Origin of the sequence: Roseobacter sp. EG26, assembly GCF_049830555.1 — a bacterium.
In the GTDB taxonomy this organism is placed as follows: Bacteria; Pseudomonadota; Alphaproteobacteria; order Rhodobacterales; family Rhodobacteraceae; genus Roseobacter.
The window spans coordinates 218,465-241,865 of sequence record NZ_JBNBLH010000001.1 but is presented as its reverse complement, the minus strand read 5'-3'; the positions used below and the strand labels follow the sequence as shown (position 1 = coordinate 241,865).

The window sequence follows — 23,401 nt, the reverse complement described above, 5'->3', positions numbered from 1 at the left end:
ACTGCCACCATGCGCAGTTTTCGCTCCCTCATCGAACAGCAGATCGCCAAGGCACGGGCCTCCGGCGCGCTGAGCGGGTTGAAGGGTGAAGGCCGCCCCCTGCCCGACCGCCCGGTGGAAACGAGCGACGAGGCGGCGATGTCAACCGGTATGCGGATCATGGCCGAAGCCGGAGTGGTCCCCGAAGAATTCGCGCTGAAAAAGGCGCTGGAGGCGGCCCGCAAATCCTACAGCACCTGCAAGACAGAGGCCGAACGCAAATCTGCCATGGCTCATCTTGCCGATCTGGAACTGCGCTATGAGATCGCCCGCGAGGCCCGGCGCAAATTCATGTCCTGAGCGCCGGAAGTCAGTCGAAAACCGGCGCGCGTTTGGCAAATTGCGCGGCGATCACTTCCATCTGTTCCGGCTTGCCCAGCAGCGCGCCCTGAAAGCGGGATTCAGCCAACAGAACTGCCTCTGTAACTTCGCTTTCTGCAATATTTATCAGTGACTTGGCGGCACGAATTGCCTTGGGGCTTTTGCCCGAAATCTCTTCGGCCAGTGCTGTCGCGGCCGCCAGCGGATCCTCGGCAACCTCGGTCACAAGACCCCATTGCGCACCCTGTTCGGCGCTGATCGGCGCGGCGGTATAGGTCAGGCGGCGCAGCACGTCCGAACGCACCAGACGCGGCAGCAGAACCATGCCTCCCATGTCCGGAATAATGCCCCACTTCATCTCCATCACCGCCAGTTTCGTGTCCGGTGCCGCAATCCGGATGTCTGCGCCCAAGGCGATTTGAAGTCCGGCCCCGAAGGCAACACCGTGCAGGGCGGCAATGACCGGGATGTCCAGACGGTGCCAGACCATCGCGGCCTCCTGCCACTGGTTGGTTGTGCCCGCGCCATGGGTGCGGCGCATGATTTCCTGCGCGATGTCCTTACTCAGCATGTCGCCGAGACTGCCGATGTCGATACCTGCGCAAAACGCCTCGCCCGCACCCGACAAGACCACCGCGCGCGCGTCCGATGCCGCCACTTGCTGACCGGCGTCAATCAGGGCGGTGAACATGTCCTGATCCACCGCATTGCGCTTTTCGGGGCGGTTGAGCTGAACATGAGCGACGTGGTCGATCTGGCTAACGGTAACGCGGGGCATCTGTGTCTCCTCTGTCTCAGATCATCAGACCGTAACGGCATCTTTTTGACCAGAAAAACGTTAGGGCAATCGGGGCCTTGCTCAAACCCGCCAAGCCGTTTTAAGAGACGCCATGACCAGCTTTCGATTGACACCGCTCGCCCAGTCCCTGCCCGCAACCGTTCCCTTTGTTGGCCCGGAGACACAGGAACGCGCCCGCGCCCGGATCTTCGACGCCCGCCTGGGCGCAAATGAAAACGTATTTGGCCCGTCGCCCGCTGCGACCCGTGCGATGGCGGAAACCCCGCAGTGGATGTACGGCGACCCCGAGAGCTTTGAACTGCGCGAGGCGCTCGCGGCCCATTACGGCATCACCCCGGAAACGATCATGCCGGGTGAAGGCATCGACGGGCTTCTGGGCTATCTGGTGCGCCTCATGGTTGGTCCCGGCGATGCTGTCGTCACCTCGGACGGCGCTTATCCTACATTCAACTATCATGTGGCAGGGCATGGGGGCGTCCTACACAAGGTCCCCTACAAACAGGATTTCGAGGACCTTACCGCGCTGTTTGCCAAAGCCGCCGAGGTGGATGCGAAACTTGTCTATCTGGCCAATCCCGACAATCCCATGGGAACGGCGCACTCGGGGCGGGACATCGTGTCCGCCATGTCCTTGCTTCCGGAAGGCACACTGCTGATACTTGACGAAGCCTACATCGAATTTGCGCCCCAAGGTACGCCGCTGCCGCTGCCCATGGATGATCCGCGCGTGATCAGAATGCGCACGTTTTCCAAAGCATATGGGCTTGCGGGCGCGCGCGTCGGCTATGCGATCGGGGCCCCGGAGCTGATTTGTGCATTCAACAAGGTGCGAAACCACTTTGGCATGAACCGCGCCGCACAGGCCGGCGCATTGGCCGCCCTGGAAGATCAGACATGGCTACGGTCGGTTCAGGCGCGTGTTGTCGCCTCTCGCAATCGCATCTGGGACATCGCGCGGAACAATGGGTTGAGCCCGCTTAAGTCCGCAGCCAATTTCGTGACCATCGACTGTCGACGGGACCCGGCGTTCGCCCAGACGGTCCTGCGAGAGATGGTGGCCCGCGGTGTCTTCATCCGCATGCCTTTCGTGGCCCCTCAGAACCGGTGCATTCGCGTCAGTTGCGGCACACCTGCCGATCTCGACATTCTGGCCGAAGTTCTGCCTGTCGCCCTGAGGGCCGCAGAAAAGTGCTGACGGCTGATTTTGGTTGGATATAATTGGCGCACCTGCCCTGAGATGGGATGCGCTATGGAAAACCACAGACTGGGCCGCGCGCCCAATTACACAAGTGCCTGTATCGTGATGTTCGGTGTGAACCTGTCGTGGATACTGCTGTTTCTGTTTGCGATCTGGGGCCTGATCGCAGCCGTTTTCCTATGCCTCACGGTTAATCACTGGCTGAACTGGCTTGATTTCCGGCGCCGCGCATCAGAGCGGCGATATCGGGCAAAACCAAATCTCTAGCCGCTGGCAATCACCTGGGCCGCTGCCGCCAAAGCACCTGGGCCATGTGCGATTTTCAGAGCCTTGAACCCCGCCTCCATTCCGCCCAGCAACCCCATGATCATGTGGCCATTCACATGACCCATATGACCCAACCGAAAAAACCCATGCCACTCAGGATCATCGGGGGCGGTCATGCCCAATCCGATGCCGAGGGTCAGCCCCAGGTTCTGAGCGGTCCAGTCCCGCAGCGCGGTGGCCTGGGGCGCTTCCAGATGCAGCGCTGTGACCGCATGGCTACGCTGTGCCGGATCGTCGATGTTCATGCGCAGCGTGCCCTGCGCGGCCCAGGCGTCGCAGGCCGCCCAGATCGCCTGGGCCAGCACCGCGTGACGCGCCCAGACAGCCTCCATGCCCTCCGCGTGGATCATATCCAGTGCCGCCCGCAACCCGTAGACATGATGGGTGGGCGCTGTGCCGTCCCAGTACTGATAAAACTCCTGCGGATTCGCACGCGGCGTCCAGTTCCAGTATTCGCTGACCCGGGGCATTGCCGCACGCACCTCGGCGGCTTTGTCATTGAAAAAGACAAACCCCATGCCCGGGGGCACCATCAGACCTTTCTGGCAGGCAGAGACCATGACATCGACGCCCCAGGCATCCATCTCGAATGCGTCGCACCCCAGCGACGCAATGCAATCGGCCATCAGAAGCGCGGGATGGCCGACCGCGTCCATGGTTGCGCGCAGGGCGGCAATGTCGTTGCGCACGGAGCTTGAGGTGTCCACATGCACGCCCAGCACGGCCTTGATCTTATTGGCCGTGTCCGCACTCAGCGCCTCAGCGATGCGGCTCATGTCCATTGGCGCGGATTTACCGAAATCAATGACCTCTGCTTCGGCGCCCAGACCTTCGGCGATCCCCGCCCAGCCCTTGCCGAAATGCCCGGTAGAAGGCACCAGAACCCGCTCGCCTGGGGCGATGACATTGGCCAAGGCAGCCTCCCAGACACCGTGACCGTTGGCAATGTAGATGGCCACCTGCCCGTCCGTGCGCGCCACGCGTTTGAGGTCCGCAACGATTCCCGGCATCATCTGAGGCAGCTCGCCTGCGTAGATATTCGGGGCGGGCCTGTGCATCGCATTCAGCACCGCCTCCGGCATGACAGACGGTCCCGGAATGGCCAGATACCCCGTGCCGGAGGGCGTGATGGATTTTTGGGGCATAAAGGCTGTCCTTTTTGATCTGGCGTCACACTAGCCCAAGTTATGGCGACGTCAATTGCACCTTTTCGTGCGTATCAAATCGGAAAAACCGGGGCCGCTCAGCGACGGTAACTTTCGGCAAGCTGATGTGGAGATGCGCCGCCAAAATACCGCATTAACGTCCAGATATTGTGCGCACCGCGCCGCAGCCAGCCCTGACGATGATAACGCGCTGGGCTGGTCAGAGCGATGGCATCAAGCGCGCGCAAACGTCCCCTGAGCGCGCGCGCGATTGCCACGTCTTCCATCAAAGGCTGATCCGGGTATCCGCCAACGTCAGAATAAAGGGCACGCGGGATCAGCAGCCCCTGATCCCCATAAGGTAACCCCAACCGACTGCGCAGATTAGCCCAGCCGGCGACGATCCGTCCGGCAGTGCCGCCTTGGGCAAACCGCAGTTTGAACCAGCCTGCTTCATGCGTCTCCAGATGCTTGACGACAGCCGCCACCCAACCCTCCTGCAACACCGTATCGGCATGCAGCACCAGCAGCCACATACCCTGCGCCTGTGCACAACCGCGTGCGAGTTGCCCGCCGCGTGACGCAGGGCCTTCGACGGTCTCCGCCCCCCAGGCGCGCGCAATGGCAAGGGTAGCGTCATCCGAGCCCCCATCGGTAACGATCAGCTCGCGGATCAGACCGGCTTCCAGCCCCGGCATCAGCGCCGTCAGGCAAGCCCCCAACTGATGCTCGGCGTTGAGAGTTGGCACAATCACTGAAATCGGTGCACGCATAGGTTATGCCCCTTCTTCTTCGCGGCGAAACTTCTATATGTCATGCAAGGCCAGAAGAGGAACCCCCCATGAGCACATACCGCATTTTGCATCTGACCGGGGCTGATGTCCGGGATTTCCTGCAGGGCCTGATCACCAATGACATCGCAGGCGCCGACACCGGCCTGATCTATGCCGCCCTGTTGACGCCGCAGGGCAAATACATCGCGGATTTCTTTCTCTCAAAAGCATCACAGGGTTACCTGCTCGACGTGCATGAGAGCCTCACGGATGTGCTAGTGCAACGCCTGAGCATGTACAAACTGCGCGCCGACGTCACCATCACGCCGACCGACAAACATCTGCACCGGGGGCTGGGCCCCGTTCCCGCCGATGGCTACGCCGACCCGCGTCATGACGCTCTGGGCTGGCGGGCGTATCGCGACGTGGCAGCCCCGGAAGACACCATTGACTGGACAGCCCTCAGGGTCGCGCATCTGATCCCGCAGTCAGGCATTGAACTGACCCCAGACACTTTCATCCTGGAGGCCGGTTTCGAACGGCTCTCTGGCGTCGATTTTCGCAAGGGCTGCTATGTCGGACAGGAGGTCACCGCCCGGATGAAGCACAAAACCGAATTGCGCAAAGGACTGGCGAGGGTGGCGCTCAGTGGTGCCGCGGAAACCGGCAGCGACATCACCGCGAATGGCAAAGTCGCAGGCCAACTCCTCAGCCGCACCCAGGATGCCGGTATCGCCTATCTGCGGTTTGACCGTGCCCGGGGCGACATGCAGGCAGGTGACGCCATGGTTACTTTACTGGACAGCTGATCGCAGCCTGCCTCAGGCGCGTTCGGAATATTCCATCGTCTCGGTATTCACGATGATATCCTCATCCTGCCCGACAAAGGGCGGGACCATCACCTTGACGCCATTGTCCAGAACCGCCGGTTTGAATGAATTCGCCGCCGTCTGACCTTTGACCACCGGTTCGGTCTCCACGATCTTGCAGGTCACCTTTTGGGGCAGCGTCGCGTTCAGCGCTTCATCCTCGTAGAACTCTACGACAATGGTCATGCCGTCTTGCAAAAACGGACGCCGTTCGCCCAGCAGTTCGGCAGGCAACTGAACCTGTTCGTAGGTTTCCGTGTCCATCACAACCAACATGCCGGCATCCTCATAGAGGAATTGCTGATCTTTCTGCTCCAGACGAACCCGTTCTACCTTGTCGGCACTGCGGAACCGCTCGTTGAGCTTCGAGCCGTTGCGCAGATTGCGCATCTCCACCTGGGCAAAAGCGCCGCCCTTGCCGGGCTTGACATGATCGACTTTGACCGCAGCCCACAGACCGCCATTATGCTCCAGAACATTTCCGGGGCGGATCTCGTTTCCGTTGATTTTAGGCATATGACCAAACCATGACAAAAGGTTGATGAATTGTTGACGCACCCTATATCTGGCGGGATGGGTGGTGACAAGACAACGAAATCTCGTGCTGCAATTGCGAAAAGCCATGCGCCGGGCGCATGCGAGCTATGCAGTTTCGGGGTATCCGAATCGACTAAACTCCTCCATAAGGAACGTCACGCCGAAAAGACAAGAGCAAGAATAATGGAAAGGACGACGAATGAAGGATTTCGTTGACGGCACAGCCTTTAATAACGAGCAAGGCAACCGTGCACGTAAACTTTTCGCAGCCGTTGTACTGGCTGCGTTGGACGACGCCATCGCAGACGACAAGAAATATGGCAATGGTCCTGAGCAAATCGCACGCTGGGCGCGTTCGCGCGATGGCCGCGAAGTGCTAAGCTGCGCCGGCATCGACCCCAACGAACGGGTTGTGTCCGGACTGATGGAATTTGTGGGCAAAGGGGTACGGACTTCTGTGGCACTGTCACGTGAAGAATCCGAGCGTCGCAACGCCGCCCAACAGGCCGAAGCCGCCTAGTAACAAGCTGATTTCAAAAACAAAAGCGCGCCCCACCCCGGGCGTGCTTTTGTGTTTTCAGCTGTCTGTGAAGTAAAACAGCCATTGCCGGACGATCCATAACTCGGCCGCCAGCAGGCACCCCACCAAGACCATAACCCCGATCCCAAATCGCTGCTGCCATAGCAGCACAGCTGCCACCGTCGCCAGAATTGCTTCGGTGGGTGCCACCCAGAACGCGCCATGGTCGCGATCCCAATAGCTGACCGGACTGTCAAAAACCCACCCCGTAAGAGGCCAGAAATGCGCCCGCCCGTCGTCATGGTGCAGCGGTAAATCGAGGCAAAGATGCAGCAGCGCTGCCCCTGTAAGCGCGATTGCCCATGCCGACCTGCGCCAGATAGCGACCCCCAGAAGCCCGCCCCAAAGGATCATCGAATTGTCGATGGCAAAAATTGCCTGCCAGGATGTGGAAAAATAGAGATCATTGAAGACAATCGGCGGAGCAATGCCGAAAAGATATATCGCCGCACCCGCCAGAAGGTACAGCGACAGATCCGGCAACAGGGCACCAATCAGGGCCGCCCAGACCACGGCGGCGCTGCCTTTGCGCCCCATGACCGCAGCGCCGATCAGCAAATGTGCAGGCGTGTTCATGATTGCTCCTTTTCCTTCGGGCGATCATGCGGCAGGTTGCGGAAAACAGGAAGGGGTGAGGCGTGGCGCGTGCGATCATGATTCAGGGAACCGGCAGCAATGTCGGCAAATCCATCATCGTGGCAGGGCTTGCGCGCGCCTATACGCATCGAGGTCTTTCGGTGCGTCCTTTCAAACCGCAGAATATGTCGAACAATGCCGCCGTGACTTCGGATGGTGGGGAGATTGGCCGCGCACAGGCGCTTCAGGCACGCGCGGCAGGCGTTGCACCGCATACGGATATGAACCCGGTATTGCTCAAACCGCAGTCCAACACAGGTGCTCAGATCGTCGTTCAGGGACAAGTGCGCGGCGTTCAGGAAGCGGGCGACTTCGGCAAACACAAAGACGCCCTGATGCCATATGTTCTGGAAAGTTTCACACGTCTTTCCGAGCAATGCGACCTGGTGATCGTGGAAGGCGCTGGCAGCCCGGCAGAGACAAACCTGCGCGCCCGCGATATTGCCAATATGGGATTTGCGCAGGCCGCCGACGTGCCGGTGGTTCTGATGGGTGACATCGACCGTGGCGGTGTGATCGCCCAGGTGGTCGGCACGCAGGCGGTTCTGGATGATGCGGATAACGCGCGCATCAAAGCCTTTGCAATCAACAAGTTCCGTGGAGATGTCAGGCTGTTTGACAAGGGGCGCGATGATATCCGTCTGCACACCGGATGGCCCTGTCTGGGTGTGATCCCCTGGTTTGGCGATGCCCACAGGTTGCCCGCCGAAGACGTCGCGGACCTTCCTGCACGATCTCAATCCGGGGGGTCGGGGCTGAAAATCGTGGTGCCGCAATTGCCACGCACTTCAAATTTCGACGACCTTGATCCGCTCGCCGCAGAGCCCACGGTCGATCTGCAAATCATTGCGCGCGGCACCCCCCTGCCCGCCGATGCCGATGTGATCATGCTGATTGGCAGCAAGGCCACGCTCGCCGATCTGGCAGCCTTGCGCGCGGAAGGATGGGACGTTGATATCGCCGCCCATATTCGACGCGGCGGTCACGTGCTGGGCCTGTGCGGCGGGTACCAGATGCTGGGGCAAAGCATCTCCGATCCCGAGGGCCTCGAAGGCACCCCGGGAACCGCCAAGGGGCTGGGCCATCTGGAGGTCGATACGGTTTTGACACCTCGAAAAACACTGACGATCAGCAATGGGACACATCTTGCCAGCGGCGCGGATCTGAACGGCTATGAAATCCATATGGGACAAACCACGGGACCCGACTGCGCCCGCCCGTGGCTCAGCCTTGAGGGCTCCCCGCAGGGCGCCGGTTCTGCGGATGGCAAGATCAAAGCCTGTTACCTGCACGGCATTTTCAGTTCCGACAAATTTCGCAAAGCCTGGATGTCGGAATTTGGTGCAGTCTCACATATCGCGCATGATCAGCTTGTGGAGGCAACGCTTGACGACCTGGCCGCGCACCTGGAACAGCATCTCGATCTGGACATGTTGCTCAAACTGGCTGAAATTCCGGCCCGGGTAGATGCCTAGAAGAACTTTGGAAGATTATTCCAACTCTTTCGCTGCAAGTGCCCGATGAATCTCTCGCCTCACAAGCTTACGCACGTTGCGCGTAATCCGCTCTCCAAGTGCACCCTGTAATTCCGACCGCACAATGTCCGACACCAGATCGCGCAGGGCCTGTTCGTCAAGAAGCTGCTCGCGATCCGGCCCGTCACCTGCATCAGCAGAATTGTCGCCGGCCTGCGTTTCGACAGGTACCGGCGCGCCTGTCGCATCCAGTTCCACACTGTCCTGCCACGCCATTGCCTGCGATTGCGTGCCGGAATAGTCATCCCGGCTGTTGCCGTCGGGCTCCCATTGGTCAGAAGTGCGCGCGATCGCGGTTTCCAACGCCGCAATCTTTGCGGTTAGTGCCTCGATCCGCGAGGCTTTGCCGCCTGACCGACCCGTGGCTTCACCATCATTCAACGGGTTCGGCAGAGGCGGAAGAGCATCGTCAGCCGCACCAGTGATTGTCGCCTCACTGACTTCTTCGGCGTTCGAATGGGATGGCGTCTCATCAGCTACATCCGCGGCCCCGTCATGCCCTTTCGGCGTATCCGGTTGGTCGGCGGCGTCTATCGCATGCTCAGGCTGCAAACGCAGCACACCCTCGGGCGCCACCCGCAAATTCGGCGACAGTATCAGACGATCTGATGCTTGCGGATCTGAAGCCCCAGAAGCGGGGCGCTTGTTGTCACTTACCAGCCGACGAATGGACGACAACACGTCCTCAACATCGGCGTTTGAAACCGGCTCTGTCATTTTTTTACCACTCTTGCCCGATCACAAGTCTAGCGCTCATGACCGTATCGCACAATGGGTGGCACGAGGGCTATTTCTTTTGCAATGACCTCAGAACCCGGTCGAGTTTCTGCCCTTGAGCCGAAGAAGGCACCGGCGCGTCTTTGACCAGATCATAGTAAGCATTCGGATCATAAACCTGCACCCCAAGTGCGAGATCCTTGGCCGTCAGGCGCCCGGTGGCCTGCAAGACCGCGTAGGCAGCAATGTACACATTAGCCTGCGCCGAAATACGCGATGTTTCCGCGTCCAGAAGTTCCTGTTCTGCATCCAGCACGTCCAGCGTGGTCCGCGCGCCCAGTGTTGCTTCTTCCCGCACACCTTCAAAGGCGATCCGTGCGGCGCGAATACGTTCTTCGCTGGCCTGCAAACTGGCCTGCTGCGAAGTTAGCGACGCATACGCGTTGCCCACGTTCTGTGAAACGGTCTTGCGCACCTCAAGCAAATTGCCGCGCTGCGCATCACGCGATGCCATGGCCGAGCGAATGCCCGATGACAATCCCCCGCCCTGATAGATCGGACCGGTCAGCTGGATGCCCACGGTGCCGGAGCGGGAGTAGTCGCTGTTGCCGAAATCTTCCGTGAGGTTCAATGAACCCACGGCAGATACCGTCGGGTTCAGTGCCGCCTTGGCCCGTAATATGTTCAATTCGGTGACCGCCACCTGATGCTGAGCGGCCCGCAAATCCGGGTGGGTCTGAACCGCCAGAGACCGGGCATTCTCCAGATTGTTGTCGATCCGCGGCAAAGACGGCGGGGGGGACAGCTGGCCGGGCGTTCTGCCAACCACGTTGCGATATTCTTCCGTTGCCTGCAGCAAATCACCCTGAGCGGTTGCTAGACCGCTGCGCGCTTCTGCCAGGCTCGATTCCGCCTGCGCAACATCCGTACGCGTAACTTCACCAACCTCGAACCGGTCCTGAGCCGCCCGCAATTCCTGGGTCAGCAGACGCAGGTTGTTCTGCCGCAGGGAAACGAACTCTCTGGTGGACACAACGTTGAGATAAGCCGTCACCGCGCGCAGCAACACAGATTGCTCGATACTGATCAACTGCTGACGCGTTGCCAGAACCGTTTCTTTCGCCGCTTCTTTGCCCAATCCCGTGGCACCGCCGTCATATAGCAACAGCGACGCTGAAAGCCCGATGGTCCCTGTCGTGGCCTCAAGATTAGTGGTTGTATTAAACCCCGTGGCAGTCTGTGACCGGCGATCCCCAAAATCCCGCGCGATGCTGGCGTTGTAGTTCAGGATTGGTCTCAGGGCCGCAACGGCCGCCGCGACATCTTCATCCGCTGCCCGCAGCAAAGCGCGGTTCTGATCCAGCAAGCCGCTTGTCTTGTAGGCACCCACGAGCGCATCAGCGAGTGTTTCCGCCCGAACGCCCTGCCCGGTGAAAACGACAATCATGCCCACCGACATTGCTACACCGCGGAGCAATTTTCGCACTCCGGTCTTCTTTTTTGTTCCCACCATAACAATGCGCCTCATTTTGTTCGCTTCAGTTCTGCCAACTGAAGCTTTTAGAATTCGAATGCCTGTTCCCGCGTAAACCCTGCCAGCACCGGTGCGCCGGCATTGAATGACCGACGCCATGAAATCTCGCCTTCGCGCTTGTAACCGATCCGGACCTCACCCAACGCCCCATCCATGAACAGGCAGGCCACACGCCCCCCTTCCTTGATCTGATCCTGCAATCCGAGCGGCAGTTCCTCAACACCGCCCTGCACGATCATCACGTCGTAGGGCCCATGTTGGGGGGCACCTTCGGTCAGCGGAGCCATATGCACAACAACATTGTCAACACCAGCCTCGGCCAGCGCATCCTGCGCCTCTGCCGAGAGGCTTTCGCTCTCTTCAACCGCGACGACAGCCTCGGACATATGCGCAATCACCGCAGAGGAATACCCCATGGCCGCACCGATATCGACCACCATTTCGTCCCGTGAGATATCGAGCGCGTCCAGCATCTTGGCCAACGTCCGCGGTTCGAGCAGCACCCGGCCTTCACCCAGGTCCAGGTTTTCCCCCATATACGCGGCTTCGCGCTTTGCAGCCGGCACAAAATCCTCGCGCTGGATGGTGAGCATCGCATCGATGATGGGAAACTTGGTGACGTCAGAAGGTCTGACCTGTGTATCTACCATCATCGTACGGCGGGCGGCGAAATTGGTCATTCGGCTAAACTCATCCGTTCAGTTACCATTTCGTCAGATGTGACACATTCAAATGCCTGCGGCAACGCTCATGGGAGGGATTTTGCCAATCTATGGCTCTTGCAGCACGCAAACTTATCAGATAGCACATCGCTCACACCATGCGCGGCGAGTTGGCGGAGTGGTGACGCAGCGGATTGCAAATCCGTGTACACCGGTTCGATTCCGGTACTCGCCTCCAAACAAAATCAATAACTTAGCGATTTTAGCGTCCAATCCATGTTGACGCCAAACCTCTTTGGGGGGACACATGGGGGACAAGCGCCTTGAATTGGTGTATGATATTGACCGTTTTTGGATTACTTAAACGTTTCCGGGCAATCTCCTGAAGAGTGACGATATGCACTGGGCTCGCCTCTCAAAGACCACCTCCGAAAAAGGGATAAGCGGTTTTGTGAAATCAGAGGCAGGGGGCTGCTATTTCCGCTACTTCTGCTACTTGAGGCGCGGGCGGGACCACTGGCCGGGGTGCTAAACTTGCTATGCTGGCGTAGTAGGTCCGCGAACCTGCCAAATCCTTACATTCATCACACGATTTGTTTTCCAGCATTGCGGAAAAGAAACGCCCATTTGTTTTCCAGCAGGCTGGAAGAGTTTTCCTTGATAACGGAAAAGAATGCGAGCCAAATAGTGGTAAGTCTTAGGGAGATTGGGACACATTTATCAGTTCGCGAAAAGAGCACGAAAAACTTACCATTGCTTACCTCTACACCCCACCTGACAATTAGACAAAACCTGACAAAACCTCACATCCAGAAACGTCCTTGCCGCAAATGTCGCTCAAGCCAATCTGGGTTCAGACCAACGCATTGACCTAAGGACAGGCTTGATCCGGCCAAACTCGTTTTCTTTGTAGCAGACGTAATTGATCAAAGTCTGCTGTGAGCCCTTTGTGTTGGATGCTGCGGTCCGCACGAATTTCCGCTTTTTCTTAGCGAACTCAAAAAACGGATTTATCCAAAGGTTGCGTCACAACCAAGCGAAGCTATAAGTTAACTGCATTAACATGGAGCGAGAGCCGATGGCTAAATTTTTTCTTAACAACATACTAGCGTTGGTCCTTTTGGTGGTCCCCGGCATTCTTGTGGCTCAATCTGCCACCGAGGGCGCAGAGCGCATTATCGAAGTGGATGTGCCCGCTCCGTCACTTTCGGGCAATTTACTGGGAACGCAGGGTGTTCAATCCGCCGCTATCTATCTTCCGCCAAGCTACAACAATCAGCCGGGTCATCGCTTTCCAGTGATGTATCTTCTCCATGGTATATTTGATGATTACGGCGTGTGGGTTGAAAATTTCGAAGTTCCGACGATCCTGGATAGAATGATCTCAAACGGAGAACTGCCTGAAATGATCGTCGTAATGCCCAACGGCGGGAATAAGTACGGGGGAGGCTACTATCGGAACTCGCCGGTGAGTGGAAACTGGGCAGACTACATTGCTAGTGATCTCGTTGAGTACGTCGATGAGAATTGGCGCACGCTTAGCAATCCCGAAAGTCGTGCCGTAGTGGGTCATTCAATGGGGGGCTATGGCGCGCTCAATTTAGCGATGAACAAGCCGGGCGTTTTCTCGGTTGTTTGGGCACTTAGCCCTTGTTGTCTCGCACCCAAACAAGACCTCAGTCTCGGGAACGATGCGTGGAGGCGGGCTGCTGACATCAAAGAGCCGGGCGACATTCAAAACCTTCTGGAGGATCGAGATTTTTACCCGATTGCAATTCTGGGCATCGTCACCGCATTCAACCCTGATCCGGATGCAGAACCAATTTATGGTGACTTCCCATTTGATATCATTCAAGGAGAGATAGTTCTCGATAGTGAGGCTTTCGACACCTTTGTTGATGAGTTTCCGGTCAGGCAAGTACGCGATGCGCGTGGGGCGCTTCGTGACCTCCGAGGACTCGGGATGGGTGTTGGTCTGGGAGACCAGTTCCTGCACATCCCGACGGGAACAATGGAGTTCTCTCAGCGTCTAGGCGCAGAACGCGTTCCGCACCAGTTGGATGTTTATGTGGGCGATCACCGTCAACTTGTTGCTGACCGCTTGGAACATGTTGTCTTTCCGTGGATAGCTGAGCGACTGGTGTTTTCAGAGTAAAGTCTTTGACTGACGCATCTGCCTTAATTGTCAATAAAACGACCGAAAGCACTCGATGTACATTCAGCAGCCATTCGGAAGCGGTCATTTGAGCTAGCAGCGCCAACGGCGGCTTCGTCCGCATAGCCGACATCGACGGGTGCAAATAGTAGGAGCGGATGGTGTGGCGCGATGCCAATGTCAGCTTTGAGCCCACTTCGGCGGATGCTGCAGACAGCGCGAATGTCCACATCTTTCAGATCGACATTTTTTCTGACCAACGTATCATATCCAATCTCACCAAGAATTTTCAGAATGGATTACAATGGTGGCCAACTTAGCCAAAAAGATCGAGGACATCACAGAACGAGTTTCATCGACAAAGCTAAATGCATCTGCCCGTGACGCAATGTCGCGCGAGTTAACTACACTAGAGAACCTGCGCAATTGGGGGCCTGAAGCCGATGAGGTCATCACATTCATAGATTGCCTTCTGTCCCTACCATGGGGCACTAAATCGAGGCTAAAAAAGGACCCAAAGCGCCTTCGTGAGTTGCTAGAAGACGACATCAGCGAGAATCCAGAATTTATTGAGAGCCTTTTCGACATCATTGTAGAAGGCATGAACACGCGAGGATCCTCCTCAAAGGCAATAGGGCTATTAGGCGGATCAACGCGAAGAAGATTTCAAACCGCAAAGGCAATTGCTCGCGCAACTGGTCGAGAGTTTTGTGAGCTTTCGATGCTTGGTGTGAGTGAGCAAGGTTACATTCTTGGCAACCCAAGAACACATGATTCAGCCGCCTTGAGCATTGCATTGAAAGCGCTGACTAGGTGCAAAACATCTAATCCCGTTGTCCTAGTAGACCATATAGATCAAATCTCTGTGCCGCATGAGCCAGATATGGTTCATGCGATGTTGGAAGTTTTTGATCCAAGACAGAATTCCCATTTTCGCGACAGATTTCTCCAGATCGAGTACGACCTATCAAATGTCTGCTTCATATTCTCTGCGAGTAGTCCTCAGTTCCCAAGTTCTATCGAGAACCTAATGGATATTTTGGGCCTTGAAGAAGCAGGTGGTTCAGAGGCGAAGGGTGCAGAAGCCGTACAATTTCCCAGTGCGAGCAGAGAAACAGTCGTCGTTCCGCGCGACCTTTTTGATCTATTGCGAGAATTGCACACCTTGATCGACGAACTCAATGATCATCTGCGAAAAATAAACGATCCAAAAAAGATCACTACGAACATTCTGTTTGTGAGAGCTGCATCCGAAGCCCTTCAAGACTTCATAAAACAGTTCGAGGATCACACAGTTGCAGAGATTCCAAAGTCGTTGCCAAAAACTCTTATGGGACGATTGAGTAGCGTGGAACTCAAAAGAGTAGAAGGGGTGTCAAACGTCGCGCAGAAGCTGGCTGATATTATTGCCAAGTTGTTTTTGTAGAGGCGCCCATGTTTTTTCCTGTAGCAGACATTAGAACTTTTTCTGTGTAGGTCGGCTTCGTCCGCCAAGCCGACCTTGGAGGGCCACAGGCGGGCAAACAAGCCCGACTGAAAGCGTCGGAAGACAGCAAAGAGCCCACTTTGCCGGATGCTGCGCTCGTCGCGAACGTCGGCAATCCAGAATGCTCCTGATCGAGCCTTCTGGACGATATGCGTGTTCATTCAAAAAACTTAGGCTTTGAGGGGTGCAAATCTTTCATTACTGATCTGCGTATCGAAATCGCCAGCCTGTCATGAAAGATGTCCAGAGCGGCTTCCGCGTTTTTTGTAGAAAGCCATCCATCGTCGATTCTCCAGCGGCGAAAGAACACCCAATCTAGTTCGTTTCTGCGCGAGAATTCGAGGGAGCTTTTGGCTCGCTCTCTTGTTGGAACCTCACCAAGCCGCGCCTTCCGTCCGTACTTCTCTCGACCCTCTGCAAGCTTCTCCTCATGCCAAGCTATAAGCTCGTCGATGTGTTCTTCGCTGATCTCAGTTAACTTCGTAATTTCGGCTGCTATGTCATCGGGAATGGTGGCTGCAGCCTTTTGAACCGCATCCAAAAACCGCTCGTCGCGCAGGAACTCTAAGGACCAATTCTTAGGCGAAGTTCTCCACAGAATGAACTCCGCCTGTTGCGTCCAGGTGCCGTTCGAGACAAGGTCAAGTTGCTGAAGCAATTGTAGAACGTCAGTTTCGCATAATGCGCAGCCCAATCCAAAACGAGCAGCTATATTTGGGACCGGAGGCGGCGGTGGATCTTTCATCGCGATAACGATGCCGTTCCCTATGCGGGTCGGCGGAAGGCTTCCGTCTGGTAAGCGGAATGAAAGCGTATTCTGCTGGTTCGCTAGCCAAAGAACGGAGATACAAACGTCATCCCATCGCGGCATGATCTTAGGTAGTTCAGGAACATCTTTAGGTACTGCCCCCCAATCCGTTGCATTTGCAAAGCCAAGCTTGACTAAGGCCATGCAGCCGATTTGGTAGGCCGTAGACGCCTTGTCATTCCAGCCCGGACGATCCGAAGCTTCTGGCAAAGTTTCTGCAAGGAAATGGGCTACGTCTTCGCGCCAGTTTTGTTGATCATAGCCCATGGTCAGTCTCGGATAAGGTTTGCGTACCTTATGTATGGCCGGTGACATAGCGAACGACAACTCTGCCTAACTTGCGTTACCAAGAGCGGTACAATCCATGAAGCGGGCATTGGCGCAAGCGCAGCGAAATGGCGCTTTGTCCGCGTTCCCGTCATTGGAAGATGAAAGAATTGGAGCGAATGTCAGCTCCTGAGCCCTAATCGACAAATGCTGCGATGCGCGTGAAGGTCTGCTCGGTCGACTTACGATCAGAAAATTTGCTGCGTTCGGTCAGGAGTCCACGCGAAAGTGTTCACAATGGCCGCAACGTTGCGGGAACGGTCGGGTCGGTGATGGGGCAATCAAAAGTTGATCGCGCACTTGCGGACGTGGTATATTCAACTCCAGCGGGAAGATTCCGTACCATTTTCCGTCCGCATAACAATTTATCTATTTAAAACAATTCGATACTCAACAAAGAAAGGCGATACCATGAGGGCGGTTTTTCGCGATTTTGCACTGATCATTCTCGGGGCGCTTCCGAATACGGGATATTCGGATTCGCTGAGGTTCAACGATGCAAGCCTTTTTTCCCGCGAGACATATGAATTGGGTGGACGTGAACATGCCTCCGAATACCTGCCGCTGGCCCCTTTCGATCAGCTAACGCTCACGCATCGGAACACGCGGTGTACGTTAAACGGTTCCTTTGCTAGCGGCAGCCCGGCAGCGGGGTGCAATTTCTGGTTCGATGCCGATATCAACGGGACGATCCTGGCCAATCAGAACGGCCAGTGTTCCAGCAGTTGCGAAACCTTTGCAAGCCACCATTGGCAGGTGGTGCCGCTGACCACGGTCTTTGACCCCACACAGAGATATGTGATCACCGCCGATGTGTTGCTGGAAGGCGCGTGGGACCGCACCCCGCTGCTGGTGGACACAGGCAGTTCGGAAATGGCCATATGCCCGGATGCCGATCTGGGCAGCGCGCCGCAGAAAACCCCGGTCGAATACGGCTGTGCGGCTTACGGCGATGACCAAAACCAGTCCGGCTGGGTCGGAACGTGGTTTCAGGCCGATATGGTTTTCGGGAATGGATCGGAGGTCACACGGGGCGACAAGACCATTGATTTTGCCTGGATCGCCCATAGTGATGATGAAAACACCGCCATATGCAGGACGGGCGTTCAGGGTATCCTCGGCATGGCGCGGGATGGCAATGAAATTTTCAACAGCGCGCGCCAGGTGCCAAAGGATGAAAGAGGCTGCGGCGAGGCCCATGACTGGAACTACCAGACCACATTCAACAGCGTGATCACCCAGGGCGTCGGCGCATCCACAATGGCCTTTGTCGGGTTGAACCGTGATGATGACGGATATCCGCTGATGGCTTTCGGCACCGCAGCGCAGGCTTTGCTGAATACAAAAACCTACGTCGGCACCGCGCCATTGATCAGAAACGTCACGGAATGGTTTGCGCTTCAGACACCAATAAAAATCTATCTGCAAAATGTGCCGCATCATACGAACAAGGTCACATTCGACGGCAGCGACGGGTCGCATGTGATTGTCGATACGGGCACTCAGCAACTGATTGTGCCCACAGCGTTCCAAGACATGCTGACATCCAGTGACCTGCCTCATAACGCCGAGCTGGTTGTGGAACTGCCTTGGGATGTGTTTCTCAAATTTCCGGTCAAGGATCTCGGTTTGGACAATATTGGATTTGCGGATACGCCAACGCTGGGGTTGCCGGTCTTCTGGTATTATGACGTGCATATCAATACCGATCATGGGCAGGTGTCGTTTTTCGATCCCTAGGTCATGTTGACAATCAGGATTCCCAGATAGGTTTGTTTGTGATTCAAGCTTTGTACTGGATGGGACGCCAGCAAGATTGAGCAAGCCAGGGGATCATTTCTTCCGATATTGCTGAGCGCGATAAGGTATGGCGCGATGTTGTTTGGGCAACCAGTGCGAATAACATGCGGAATTTCTTGGAAACGCGTGGCTTCTGGCAGCACAGCGACAACAATTACTACGCCGTGACCACAACGATGCTGTCTGACCGCGCCACAGGTCGTCATGCCAAGGTGGCAAAGCTCTGGCTGCTTGGTACGGCCTCTGATGGCCTGCCCATGAGCCTGTCCACGATCAATACCCAGAGCGGCAGCTCATGGACGAACAACGGCGCCCTGAACTACAATACAAATCCGATCACGGCCAATGACATCACCCAAAGAGTGGATGTGGATGGATCAGTGACGATCAACGTTGCAACCCTGTCATCGGCGGCTGGAACGGGTCACAGCAGCTTCTCTCTAGCTGATCTTGATGGCGTTGTTGATTTCATCGGAGCGAAGCGTGGCAGGCTCACCGTTGTCGATGCGGCTGCAACGACTGTAACCTACACTCCGGCTGGCAGCGGATCACCCATTCGCGACGACAATTTCACTGACGAAGTGCAAGTGTTCCTGCATTCAGAAGGCCGCTACAAAACAGTCAAAATCAACTTCCTTATCGTAAACACAGACGCAGGGATCACCACCCCGGTGGTTGATACTCACTTCGCCGCATCCGATAGCGCCACGGCCAACGCAATTGATGTGCAGATGATCGCCAAACCCGACACATCGGGTCGCCGGATTGTGCGCACGGAATACTCCACGGACGCAGGAACCACATGTAAGCGCCTGAGCAACGGCTGGCAGCCCATGACAGTCCCGATCACCACTGAAAGTGAAGACACAGCGATTGCGGTGGGCAGCTACAACGTCAGGCTGAGATACAAAACCGACTACGACTACGACTACGTCACGTCCAGCGCCTCTGCTGATGATGCCGTAACCGTTTCTTAGGGGATAGTCATGAATGCTGTGGTTGGTGCGCTGATGATGTTTCCTCATTTATCCGAGGTCTTGTAGGAGATATCGATATGACCGACGCCCATACATATTTCGCCTCGATGGTTCTGGGCATGTTGCCTCTGACAGTTGTGCATCTTCTGTGCCGGGAAATCGTTGCGCGCTACCCCGGCATCATGCCGGATACCAAGCAGCGCAACCGGTATCGCTGGGCGGAACTGGCCATGGCATTCACCTGTCTGGCCATGCTCTGGTACATGTGGATGTTTCTAGACTTGATGGTGACCTTTTGCGCCACCATGCCGATGCTTGGACTGCTGGCCCATATGCCCTGGATTGTCGGAACCTACGCCGTTCTGCTGGCCAAGACGCGCCATCTGGGCCGGTTGATCGCGCAGGTTAAGCGCCTCTAGCCCGGGTCTGCTTTCTCTTCCACACCCTTCCTGACAATCTGCATTTTTTCGGCTGGATATGGCCGCAGCAATTCCAGTGCGTGATCGGTAGACCCATATAGCCACGCTTCATATTCCTTGGGATTAAGTATCACCGGCATACGTTCAGGGTGTACATTGCGGGTCAGTTCGTTGCCTGTTGTGGTCAGGAATGTATGTGTTTCGCAGGTTTCTGGCCCTTCTTTGGTTTCATATTTCGACATTTGCCACATGCCAGCGAAAGCGAACGGCGGGCGCGGTTCGTCGCCTTTGAGCGCAAACCAGTGGTAGTTTTGCGGTCTGCCGCCCGGAGGCCATTCACAATAGGAACTGGCAGGCACCAGACAGCGGCGGTGCTGAAAGCTGTACTTCCACAGCCCAGACGTAGCTACTTTGTCTGATCGCGCATTGTTCCATGCAGCAGGGGCGATCACGTTTCCTGTCTTCTTTGACTTCTTCGTGGTCCGAAATCCCCAACTGAGGTTGATCAATTCGTGATCACCGTCTTTATCGAGGCGAACCACGGGTGCTTCATACTTGGGATAGATCGCGCTGAGTGGTTCAGCATTACCCAAGCGATCTTTCGCCACAGGCACGGCGAACAATTGGCGCATGGCCTCAACCGCCGTAGTGTTCGAATACAGATTGCACATGTCATTCCCCCAGCACTTTGTTCTCCCAAAGCCACACTTTCTTGCTCCCGACGAGGCGTCGAACGACGAGCGCGCCATGATCCTTATAGCCAGAGGCTTTCACCCGGATGTCAACATATTCGATTGAGTTACATTGAGAGCAGGGCAGCGGCGGCAGATGTACCGGGTGCTTGGGGTCAACAACCTGTACCAAATCAGACGCCAGAAATGTCGCACCCCGGCGACACATATTGCAGCGCATCAAGACAAGCTGGTTGTCATGCGCCGCATCGCCCAAAGTCCGGAATGGTTTGCCGGGATGCGCGCGGATCGGGGGGATTGATTGAGGCATGTTGCCAAGTAGAACAAAAATAGAACATCTGGCAAGTTAAGAGGCCCAGTTAATTGGCCGTTCGTCGCATTATCAATTTGTTTACCCTGCTCTCTGATATTCCTTTGCGGGCAGTCTGGACCAATAAGTTCCCACCTACGTCTATCTCACCCCCCTGAGACGAGGTTCAGACTGTCTACGAAACCCGCTATCCCCCATGACTTGGACAAGGCATTAGATGAGCTTGAACGATGGCGCTGCACACTCGCCAACTCTGACATTTGGAGTACCATGAGAGACTGGCTGCAAAAGCACGAAATGGAAGCGCCAGAGCGAGCGCTCAATTACCCAGAACATTCTCTGAGGTCGCTGCGTCGCCATCCGCCACAACAGATACATGATAGTCAATAAAGGCTGTATCGCGGATAGGGATAATATCCTGATAGATTTGACTGCCGAAAACCAGACCAACTGCTTCCCGATTGGGATAATCAACTATCATAACTGACTGCGCAGGCTTTTTTCCTACAACGGCCTCACTCACTGTAAACCGTTGAACTATTTTTGCGCCAACGGCTTCAAGTAGGGGGCCGGTAGCCTTCAGATATGAAGCCAAGGCGCGAGGCTGATGCTCATTAATGGTAACTAAAGCTAGGACTTTTACCGGCATTAGGATTCCCTGAAATTGCGCGCGGTTGATAATCTCCAAAAACGGCGACATCAATGGATAAATGCGAAATTTCAGGAGTTTCAACGAACGCTCAGATTTGGCTGGAAATGCTGAGTACTGCATCTACTTGCAGCTTAATCTCGACTGAGTGCAAAAGCGAATCTTGGGCTCAGTAGCATTGTCCGACCTGTCTTGCCCGCTGATCGTTATCAGCATGCTTCGGAAATGGAATTGTCGGGCTTGCTCTTTTCTTGACGACCTATGAAGCACCCCAAGTGGGGTTTATACAAATCCTGCAAATCTTAGAAGGTGGAAGGTCGTCAGCGCCCATCCAAAGCAAACGACAAATCTCAACGCGAACACCTTCCAAGGTGAGGGGCGTCTATTATCGTTCGCTGCCAGCTCAGTTTGCAAGAGTGCGACTTTTCGCGCTTGTCAGAGTTGAATGGAATTTTTGGACCGCTGGATCTTCAGTGATAGCATCCGCCTCTTGTGCACACACAATAAGTGCATGCTTAAGTCCAAGTGTCAGGCTTTCCTGCCCCGTCTCCTCTGCTGCCTTTTCAATTTCTTTGATCTGATCCAGCAACCAACTTTGCTTCTGCATGGCGCGCCTTTCGTTTCATGAGAATACACCATGATTCGACATTGATTAACAAATAGTCAATTTAAAAGTGTGCTTGATTTGTGTGTTGCAGATGTGTTGCCCAGCGGGCAAATTCGGCCGTTTTGCAGGCCATTATTCTCTTGGACAATCCGCCACAATGCCATGGCAGTTTTCGGGAACCCGAGTGCCTCAGCGTCCTGCGCGACAACTTCAATGATGTTCAAAAGGTCTGCTTCTGCCATCTTTTTTCCTCTTTTATTAACAGCCGGGCGACAACGGCAGATTTGACTAATCAACGTTAACAAGTGGTAAACTGCATTCCACGTATCGGCAAAATTTCGCGCATCTGCTCGTTGTCGGCGCTAGATGTTGTGCCATAAGTTTACGCAGGCTCAATCAACGTAAATTAATAGAAAACTTGACGTTGGCCATCTCTTGCCGACTGTACGGCGTCATTTCCTTCAACACCTGCCGCATGGCATCTGCTGTATTGCAAAAGCCCAATTCCTCAGACTCCGTCACAACTCTTTCGGCAATTTGTATGACGTCTGCTAGATTCACGGTCGTCGCTTTCAAAAACATTTCAGGGCTGGCGTATCTTTCAAATCTATTTGAAGCAATACGTAAACACACCTATGCTTATGAGGATCAAGTGCCGATCTGATACATTGTATCCCACTGTATGATAGCAGTTAACTGTCAACGCCACTCTATTGGCCAACCCCCGGCACACCGCCCACCAAATACAGCAACAACCAAGGCATAACCCTTACCTCCAGCTTCGGAGCCTGAGCACCTGTCAGAAATGCCTTGAATAACTCCGGGTCTGTAATGGCGACTGCAATCATCTGAGAGGCTTTGTCTGCGAGCCGTGGTGAGACGCGCTTCCCGGTGACCTCTACGCGAGGCTTTAGCCACAAGACTGCCGTTAAACTCTGTCAAAAACCGGGTCTCGCGGAATTAGTCAGACACTTCGAACCCTTGCACGATGCGTGATTCAATGGCTGCCGCTCTAAGCTCAATAGTTATTATTCACCCTCCGGTCTTGCCTGCGCTTTCGGGCAGCCATCTTCCGACAACTCTCGGTGCAATAGGTGGCGTCGATGCGTTTCCACACGGGCATTAGTTCACCGCAGCGCTTGCAATGCCATCCTCTTGAATACCTGAGGGTTAGCTGATGGGCACGTTTCTTTACATGTGCGCCGTTCTGCCATGGATAATAGGACCATGAAATCCGCACACGGGGTGGGTCAAGTTCATCTATCCAGATCAGGCATTCATCAGGGTCAGGCAACTTGACTTCCTAAGTACATCAGACGGGAACATCTATTGAAATTAAACAACCTTTCGGGCCGGATCGTTTCGTCGTGACCTAGCCGCTCTTTTGCGACACCCTTCACTGCAATATTGCGCGTCCGCCCGCTTATGGACCTCCAGTTCATCACCGCACCACCGACAAGCCCACGTGCCGCGATTCACCCTCTGCATTATCTTCTTTG

Annotated in this window: 26 protein-coding genes and 1 tRNA gene; 12 read left to right on the top strand and 15 right to left on the bottom strand. The window is 55.6% G+C overall.

Annotated features, from left to right (window positions below; translation table 11 throughout):
• The first annotated feature begins 9 nt into the window (after window positions 1-9).
• A complete protein-coding gene (locus ACOTTU_RS01205; RefSeq protein ID WP_298913387.1) occupies window positions 10-339 on the top strand; it encodes a DUF1992 domain-containing protein in 330 nt (109 codons plus the stop codon).
• 10 nt (window positions 340-349) lie between these two features.
• Here the strand turns inward: ACOTTU_RS01205 and ACOTTU_RS01200 are convergent, their stop codons facing one another.
• The gene (locus ACOTTU_RS01200; protein WP_425655756.1) at window positions 350-1,138 is read right to left on the bottom strand and encodes a crotonase/enoyl-CoA hydratase family protein; all 789 of its coding nucleotides are present in this window, start codon (window positions 1,136-1,138) and stop codon (window positions 350-352) included.
• Window positions 1,139-1,250: 112 nt separating this feature from the next.
• Here ACOTTU_RS01200 and ACOTTU_RS01195 point away from each other — a divergent pair, with 112 nt between their 5' ends.
• On the top strand, window positions 1,251-2,354 hold the full coding sequence (locus tag ACOTTU_RS01195; RefSeq protein ID WP_425655755.1) for a pyridoxal phosphate-dependent aminotransferase: 1,104 nt from the start codon (window positions 1,251-1,253) through the stop codon (window positions 2,352-2,354).
• 54 nt (window positions 2,355-2,408) lie between these two features.
• On the top strand, window positions 2,409-2,624 hold the full coding sequence (locus tag ACOTTU_RS01190) for a hypothetical protein (protein ID WP_425655754.1): 216 nt from the start codon (window positions 2,409-2,411) through the stop codon (window positions 2,622-2,624).
• Here the strand turns inward: ACOTTU_RS01190 and ACOTTU_RS01185 are convergent.
• Complete coding sequence (locus ACOTTU_RS01185; RefSeq protein ID WP_425655753.1) at window positions 2,621-3,829, bottom strand: pyridoxal-phosphate-dependent aminotransferase family protein; 1,209 nt, start codon at window positions 3,827-3,829, stop codon at window positions 2,621-2,623. The genes ACOTTU_RS01190 and ACOTTU_RS01185 overlap by 4 nt on opposite strands.
• 98 nt (window positions 3,830-3,927) lie before the next feature.
• Entirely contained in the window at window positions 3,928-4,602 is a 675-nt protein-coding gene (locus ACOTTU_RS01180) for a TIGR04283 family arsenosugar biosynthesis glycosyltransferase (RefSeq protein WP_425655752.1), read from the bottom strand.
• A gap of 68 nt (window positions 4,603-4,670) precedes the next feature.
• Here ACOTTU_RS01180 and ACOTTU_RS01175 point away from each other — a divergent pair, with 68 nt between their 5' ends.
• Window positions 4,671-5,411, top strand: a complete 741-nt coding sequence (locus ACOTTU_RS01175) for a YgfZ/GcvT domain-containing protein (RefSeq protein ID WP_425655751.1) — start codon at window positions 4,671-4,673, stop codon at window positions 5,409-5,411.
• A 12-nt stretch (window positions 5,412-5,423) separates the two neighbouring features.
• On the opposite strand, the gene efp is transcribed toward ACOTTU_RS01175, so the two are convergent.
• Window positions 5,424-5,987 (bottom strand): elongation factor P, encoded by a 564-nt coding sequence (gene efp, locus ACOTTU_RS01170; RefSeq protein WP_298913408.1) that lies wholly within the window; start codon window positions 5,985-5,987, stop codon window positions 5,424-5,426.
• Window positions 5,988-6,207: 220 nt separating this feature from the next.
• On the opposite strand from efp, the gene ACOTTU_RS01165 reads away from it, so the two are divergent.
• Complete coding sequence (locus tag ACOTTU_RS01165; RefSeq protein WP_089420757.1) at window positions 6,208-6,528, top strand: DUF6280 family protein; 321 nt, start codon at window positions 6,208-6,210, stop codon at window positions 6,526-6,528.
• A gap of 57 nt (window positions 6,529-6,585) precedes the next feature.
• On the opposite strand, the gene ACOTTU_RS01160 is transcribed toward ACOTTU_RS01165, so the two are convergent.
• Window positions 6,586-7,164 carry a cobalamin biosynthesis protein CobQ gene (locus ACOTTU_RS01160; RefSeq protein ID WP_425655750.1) on the bottom strand — a complete coding sequence of 193 codons (579 nt, stop codon included), beginning with the start codon at window positions 7,162-7,164 and terminating at the stop codon, window positions 6,586-6,588.
• Window positions 7,165-7,226: 62 nt separating this feature from the next.
• Here ACOTTU_RS01160 and ACOTTU_RS01155 point away from each other — a divergent pair, with 62 nt between their 5' ends.
• Window positions 7,227-8,699 carry a cobyric acid synthase gene (locus tag ACOTTU_RS01155; RefSeq protein ID WP_425655749.1) on the top strand — a complete coding sequence of 491 codons (1,473 nt, stop codon included), beginning with the start codon at window positions 7,227-7,229 and terminating at the stop codon, window positions 8,697-8,699.
• Window positions 8,700-8,714: 15 nt separating this feature from the next.
• Here ACOTTU_RS01155 and ACOTTU_RS01150 read toward each other — a convergent pair whose 3' ends face one another.
• The 3 genes from ACOTTU_RS01150 to ACOTTU_RS01140 form a co-directional block, all read right to left on the bottom strand.
• On the bottom strand, window positions 8,715-9,476 hold the full coding sequence (locus ACOTTU_RS01150) for a hypothetical protein (RefSeq protein ID WP_298913427.1): 762 nt from the start codon (window positions 9,474-9,476) through the stop codon (window positions 8,715-8,717).
• A 70-nt stretch (window positions 9,477-9,546) separates the two neighbouring features.
• Window positions 9,547-10,935: a TolC family outer membrane protein gene (locus ACOTTU_RS01145; protein ID WP_298913593.1), complete on the bottom strand. Its 1,389-nt coding sequence runs from the start codon at window positions 10,933-10,935 to the stop codon at window positions 9,547-9,549.
• A gap of 101 nt (window positions 10,936-11,036) precedes the next feature.
• Entirely contained in the window at window positions 11,037-11,690 is a 654-nt protein-coding gene (locus ACOTTU_RS01140) for a protein-L-isoaspartate O-methyltransferase family protein (protein WP_425655748.1), read from the bottom strand.
• A 146-nt stretch (window positions 11,691-11,836) separates the two neighbouring features.
• Here ACOTTU_RS01140 and ACOTTU_RS01135 point away from each other — a divergent pair.
• The 3 genes from ACOTTU_RS01135 to ACOTTU_RS01125 all read left to right on the top strand — a co-directional run bounded on the left by ACOTTU_RS01135 (window position 11,837) and on the right by ACOTTU_RS01125 (window position 15,253).
• Window positions 11,837-11,910, top strand: a tRNA-Cys gene (locus tag ACOTTU_RS01135).
• A gap of 840 nt (window positions 11,911-12,750) precedes the next feature.
• Complete coding sequence (locus ACOTTU_RS01130) at window positions 12,751-13,827, top strand: alpha/beta hydrolase (RefSeq protein ID WP_425655747.1); 1,077 nt, start codon at window positions 12,751-12,753, stop codon at window positions 13,825-13,827.
• A 307-nt stretch (window positions 13,828-14,134) separates the two neighbouring features.
• Window positions 14,135-15,253: an AAA family ATPase gene (locus tag ACOTTU_RS01125; protein WP_425655746.1), complete on the top strand. Its 1,119-nt coding sequence runs from the start codon at window positions 14,135-14,137 to the stop codon at window positions 15,251-15,253.
• A 217-nt stretch (window positions 15,254-15,470) separates the two neighbouring features.
• On the opposite strand, the gene ACOTTU_RS01120 is transcribed toward ACOTTU_RS01125, so the two are convergent.
• Entirely contained in the window at window positions 15,471-16,388 is a 918-nt protein-coding gene (locus tag ACOTTU_RS01120) for a hypothetical protein (RefSeq protein WP_425655745.1), read from the bottom strand.
• Window positions 16,389-16,859: 471 nt separating this feature from the next.
• Here ACOTTU_RS01120 and ACOTTU_RS01115 point away from each other — a divergent pair, with 471 nt between their 5' ends.
• The 3 genes from ACOTTU_RS01115 to ACOTTU_RS01105 all read left to right on the top strand — a co-directional run bounded on the left by ACOTTU_RS01115 (window position 16,860) and on the right by ACOTTU_RS01105 (window position 19,644).
• Window positions 16,860-18,188, top strand: coding sequence for a hypothetical protein (locus tag ACOTTU_RS01115; RefSeq protein ID WP_425655744.1), 1,329 nt, complete (start codon window positions 16,860-16,862; stop codon window positions 18,186-18,188).
• A 164-nt stretch (window positions 18,189-18,352) separates the two neighbouring features.
• Window positions 18,353-19,225: a hypothetical protein gene (locus ACOTTU_RS01110; RefSeq protein WP_425655743.1), complete on the top strand. Its 873-nt coding sequence runs from the start codon at window positions 18,353-18,355 to the stop codon at window positions 19,223-19,225.
• 77 nt (window positions 19,226-19,302) lie between these two features.
• Window positions 19,303-19,644 (top strand): hypothetical protein, encoded by a 342-nt coding sequence (locus ACOTTU_RS01105; protein WP_425655742.1) that lies wholly within the window; start codon window positions 19,303-19,305, stop codon window positions 19,642-19,644.
• Here ACOTTU_RS01105 and ACOTTU_RS01100 read toward each other — a convergent pair.
• From ACOTTU_RS01100 to ACOTTU_RS01075, 6 genes are all read right to left on the bottom strand, one after another.
• Window positions 19,641-20,315, bottom strand: a complete 675-nt coding sequence (locus ACOTTU_RS01100; protein WP_425655741.1) for an SOS response-associated peptidase — start codon at window positions 20,313-20,315, stop codon at window positions 19,641-19,643. The two genes, ACOTTU_RS01105 and ACOTTU_RS01100, sit on opposite strands and share 4 nt — an antisense overlap.
• A 1-nt stretch (window position 20,316) precedes the next feature.
• Window positions 20,317-20,646, bottom strand: coding sequence for a hypothetical protein (locus ACOTTU_RS01095; RefSeq protein WP_425655740.1), 330 nt, complete (start codon window positions 20,644-20,646; stop codon window positions 20,317-20,319).
• Window positions 20,647-20,965: 319 nt separating this feature from the next.
• A complete protein-coding gene (locus ACOTTU_RS01090) occupies window positions 20,966-21,379 on the bottom strand; it encodes a DUF1330 domain-containing protein (RefSeq protein WP_425655739.1) in 414 nt (137 codons plus the stop codon).
• Window positions 21,380-21,698: 319 nt separating this feature from the next.
• Window positions 21,699-21,902 (bottom strand): hypothetical protein, encoded by a 204-nt coding sequence (locus ACOTTU_RS01085; RefSeq protein ID WP_425655738.1) that lies wholly within the window; start codon window positions 21,900-21,902, stop codon window positions 21,699-21,701.
• Window positions 21,903-21,958: 56 nt separating this feature from the next.
• Window positions 21,959-22,144 (bottom strand): hypothetical protein, encoded by a 186-nt coding sequence (locus ACOTTU_RS01080; protein ID WP_425655737.1) that lies wholly within the window; start codon window positions 22,142-22,144, stop codon window positions 21,959-21,961.
• A gap of 154 nt (window positions 22,145-22,298) precedes the next feature.
• Complete coding sequence (locus ACOTTU_RS01075) at window positions 22,299-22,484, bottom strand: hypothetical protein (protein WP_425655736.1); 186 nt, start codon at window positions 22,482-22,484, stop codon at window positions 22,299-22,301.
• Window positions 22,485-23,401 lie beyond the last annotated feature (917 nt).

Coding starts and splice junctions, on each gene's coding strand:
- ACOTTU_RS01205 (WP_298913387.1), top strand. CDS start 10: ATGCGCAGTTTTCGCTCCCTCATCGAACAGCAGATCGCCAAGGCACGG.
- ACOTTU_RS01200 (WP_425655756.1), bottom strand. CDS start 1,138: ATGCCCCGCGTTACCGTTAGCCAGATCGACCACGTCGCTCATGTTCAG.
- ACOTTU_RS01195 (WP_425655755.1), top strand. CDS start 1,251: ATGACCAGCTTTCGATTGACACCGCTCGCCCAGTCCCTGCCCGCAACC.
- ACOTTU_RS01190 (WP_425655754.1), top strand. CDS start 2,409: ATGGAAAACCACAGACTGGGCCGCGCGCCCAATTACACAAGTGCCTGT.
- ACOTTU_RS01185 (WP_425655753.1), bottom strand. CDS start 3,829: ATGCCCCAAAAATCCATCACGCCCTCCGGCACGGGGTATCTGGCCATT.
- ACOTTU_RS01180 (WP_425655752.1), bottom strand. CDS start 4,602: ATGCGTGCACCGATTTCAGTGATTGTGCCAACTCTCAACGCCGAGCAT.
- ACOTTU_RS01175 (WP_425655751.1), top strand. CDS start 4,671: ATGAGCACATACCGCATTTTGCATCTGACCGGGGCTGATGTCCGGGAT.
- efp (WP_298913408.1), bottom strand. CDS start 5,987: ATGCCTAAAATCAACGGAAACGAGATCCGCCCCGGAAATGTTCTGGAG.
- ACOTTU_RS01165 (WP_089420757.1), top strand. CDS start 6,208: ATGAAGGATTTCGTTGACGGCACAGCCTTTAATAACGAGCAAGGCAAC.
- ACOTTU_RS01160 (WP_425655750.1), bottom strand. CDS start 7,164: ATGAACACGCCTGCACATTTGCTGATCGGCGCTGCGGTCATGGGGCGC.
- ACOTTU_RS01150 (WP_298913427.1), bottom strand. CDS start 9,476: ATGACAGAGCCGGTTTCAAACGCCGATGTTGAGGACGTGTTGTCGTCC.
- ACOTTU_RS01145 (WP_298913593.1), bottom strand. CDS start 10,935: ATGTCGGTGGGCATGATTGTCGTTTTCACCGGGCAGGGCGTTCGGGCG.
- ACOTTU_RS01140 (WP_425655748.1), bottom strand. CDS start 11,690: ATGACCAATTTCGCCGCCCGCCGTACGATGATGGTAGATACACAGGTC.
- ACOTTU_RS01130 (WP_425655747.1), top strand. CDS start 12,751: ATGGCTAAATTTTTTCTTAACAACATACTAGCGTTGGTCCTTTTGGTG.
- ACOTTU_RS01120 (WP_425655745.1), bottom strand. CDS start 16,388: ATGGGCTATGATCAACAAAACTGGCGCGAAGACGTAGCCCATTTCCTT.
- ACOTTU_RS01115 (WP_425655744.1), top strand. CDS start 16,860: ATGAGGGCGGTTTTTCGCGATTTTGCACTGATCATTCTCGGGGCGCTT.
- ACOTTU_RS01110 (WP_425655743.1), top strand. CDS start 18,353: ATGCGGAATTTCTTGGAAACGCGTGGCTTCTGGCAGCACAGCGACAAC.
- ACOTTU_RS01105 (WP_425655742.1), top strand. CDS start 19,303: ATGACCGACGCCCATACATATTTCGCCTCGATGGTTCTGGGCATGTTG.
- ACOTTU_RS01100 (WP_425655741.1), bottom strand. CDS start 20,315: ATGTGCAATCTGTATTCGAACACTACGGCGGTTGAGGCCATGCGCCAA.
- ACOTTU_RS01095 (WP_425655740.1), bottom strand. CDS start 20,646: ATGCCTCAATCAATCCCCCCGATCCGCGCGCATCCCGGCAAACCATTC.
- ACOTTU_RS01085 (WP_425655738.1), bottom strand. CDS start 21,902: ATGCAGAAGCAAAGTTGGTTGCTGGATCAGATCAAAGAAATTGAAAAG.
- ACOTTU_RS01080 (WP_425655737.1), bottom strand. CDS start 22,144: ATGGCAGAAGCAGACCTTTTGAACATCATTGAAGTTGTCGCGCAGGAC.
- ACOTTU_RS01075 (WP_425655736.1), bottom strand. CDS start 22,484: ATGTTTTTGAAAGCGACGACCGTGAATCTAGCAGACGTCATACAAATT.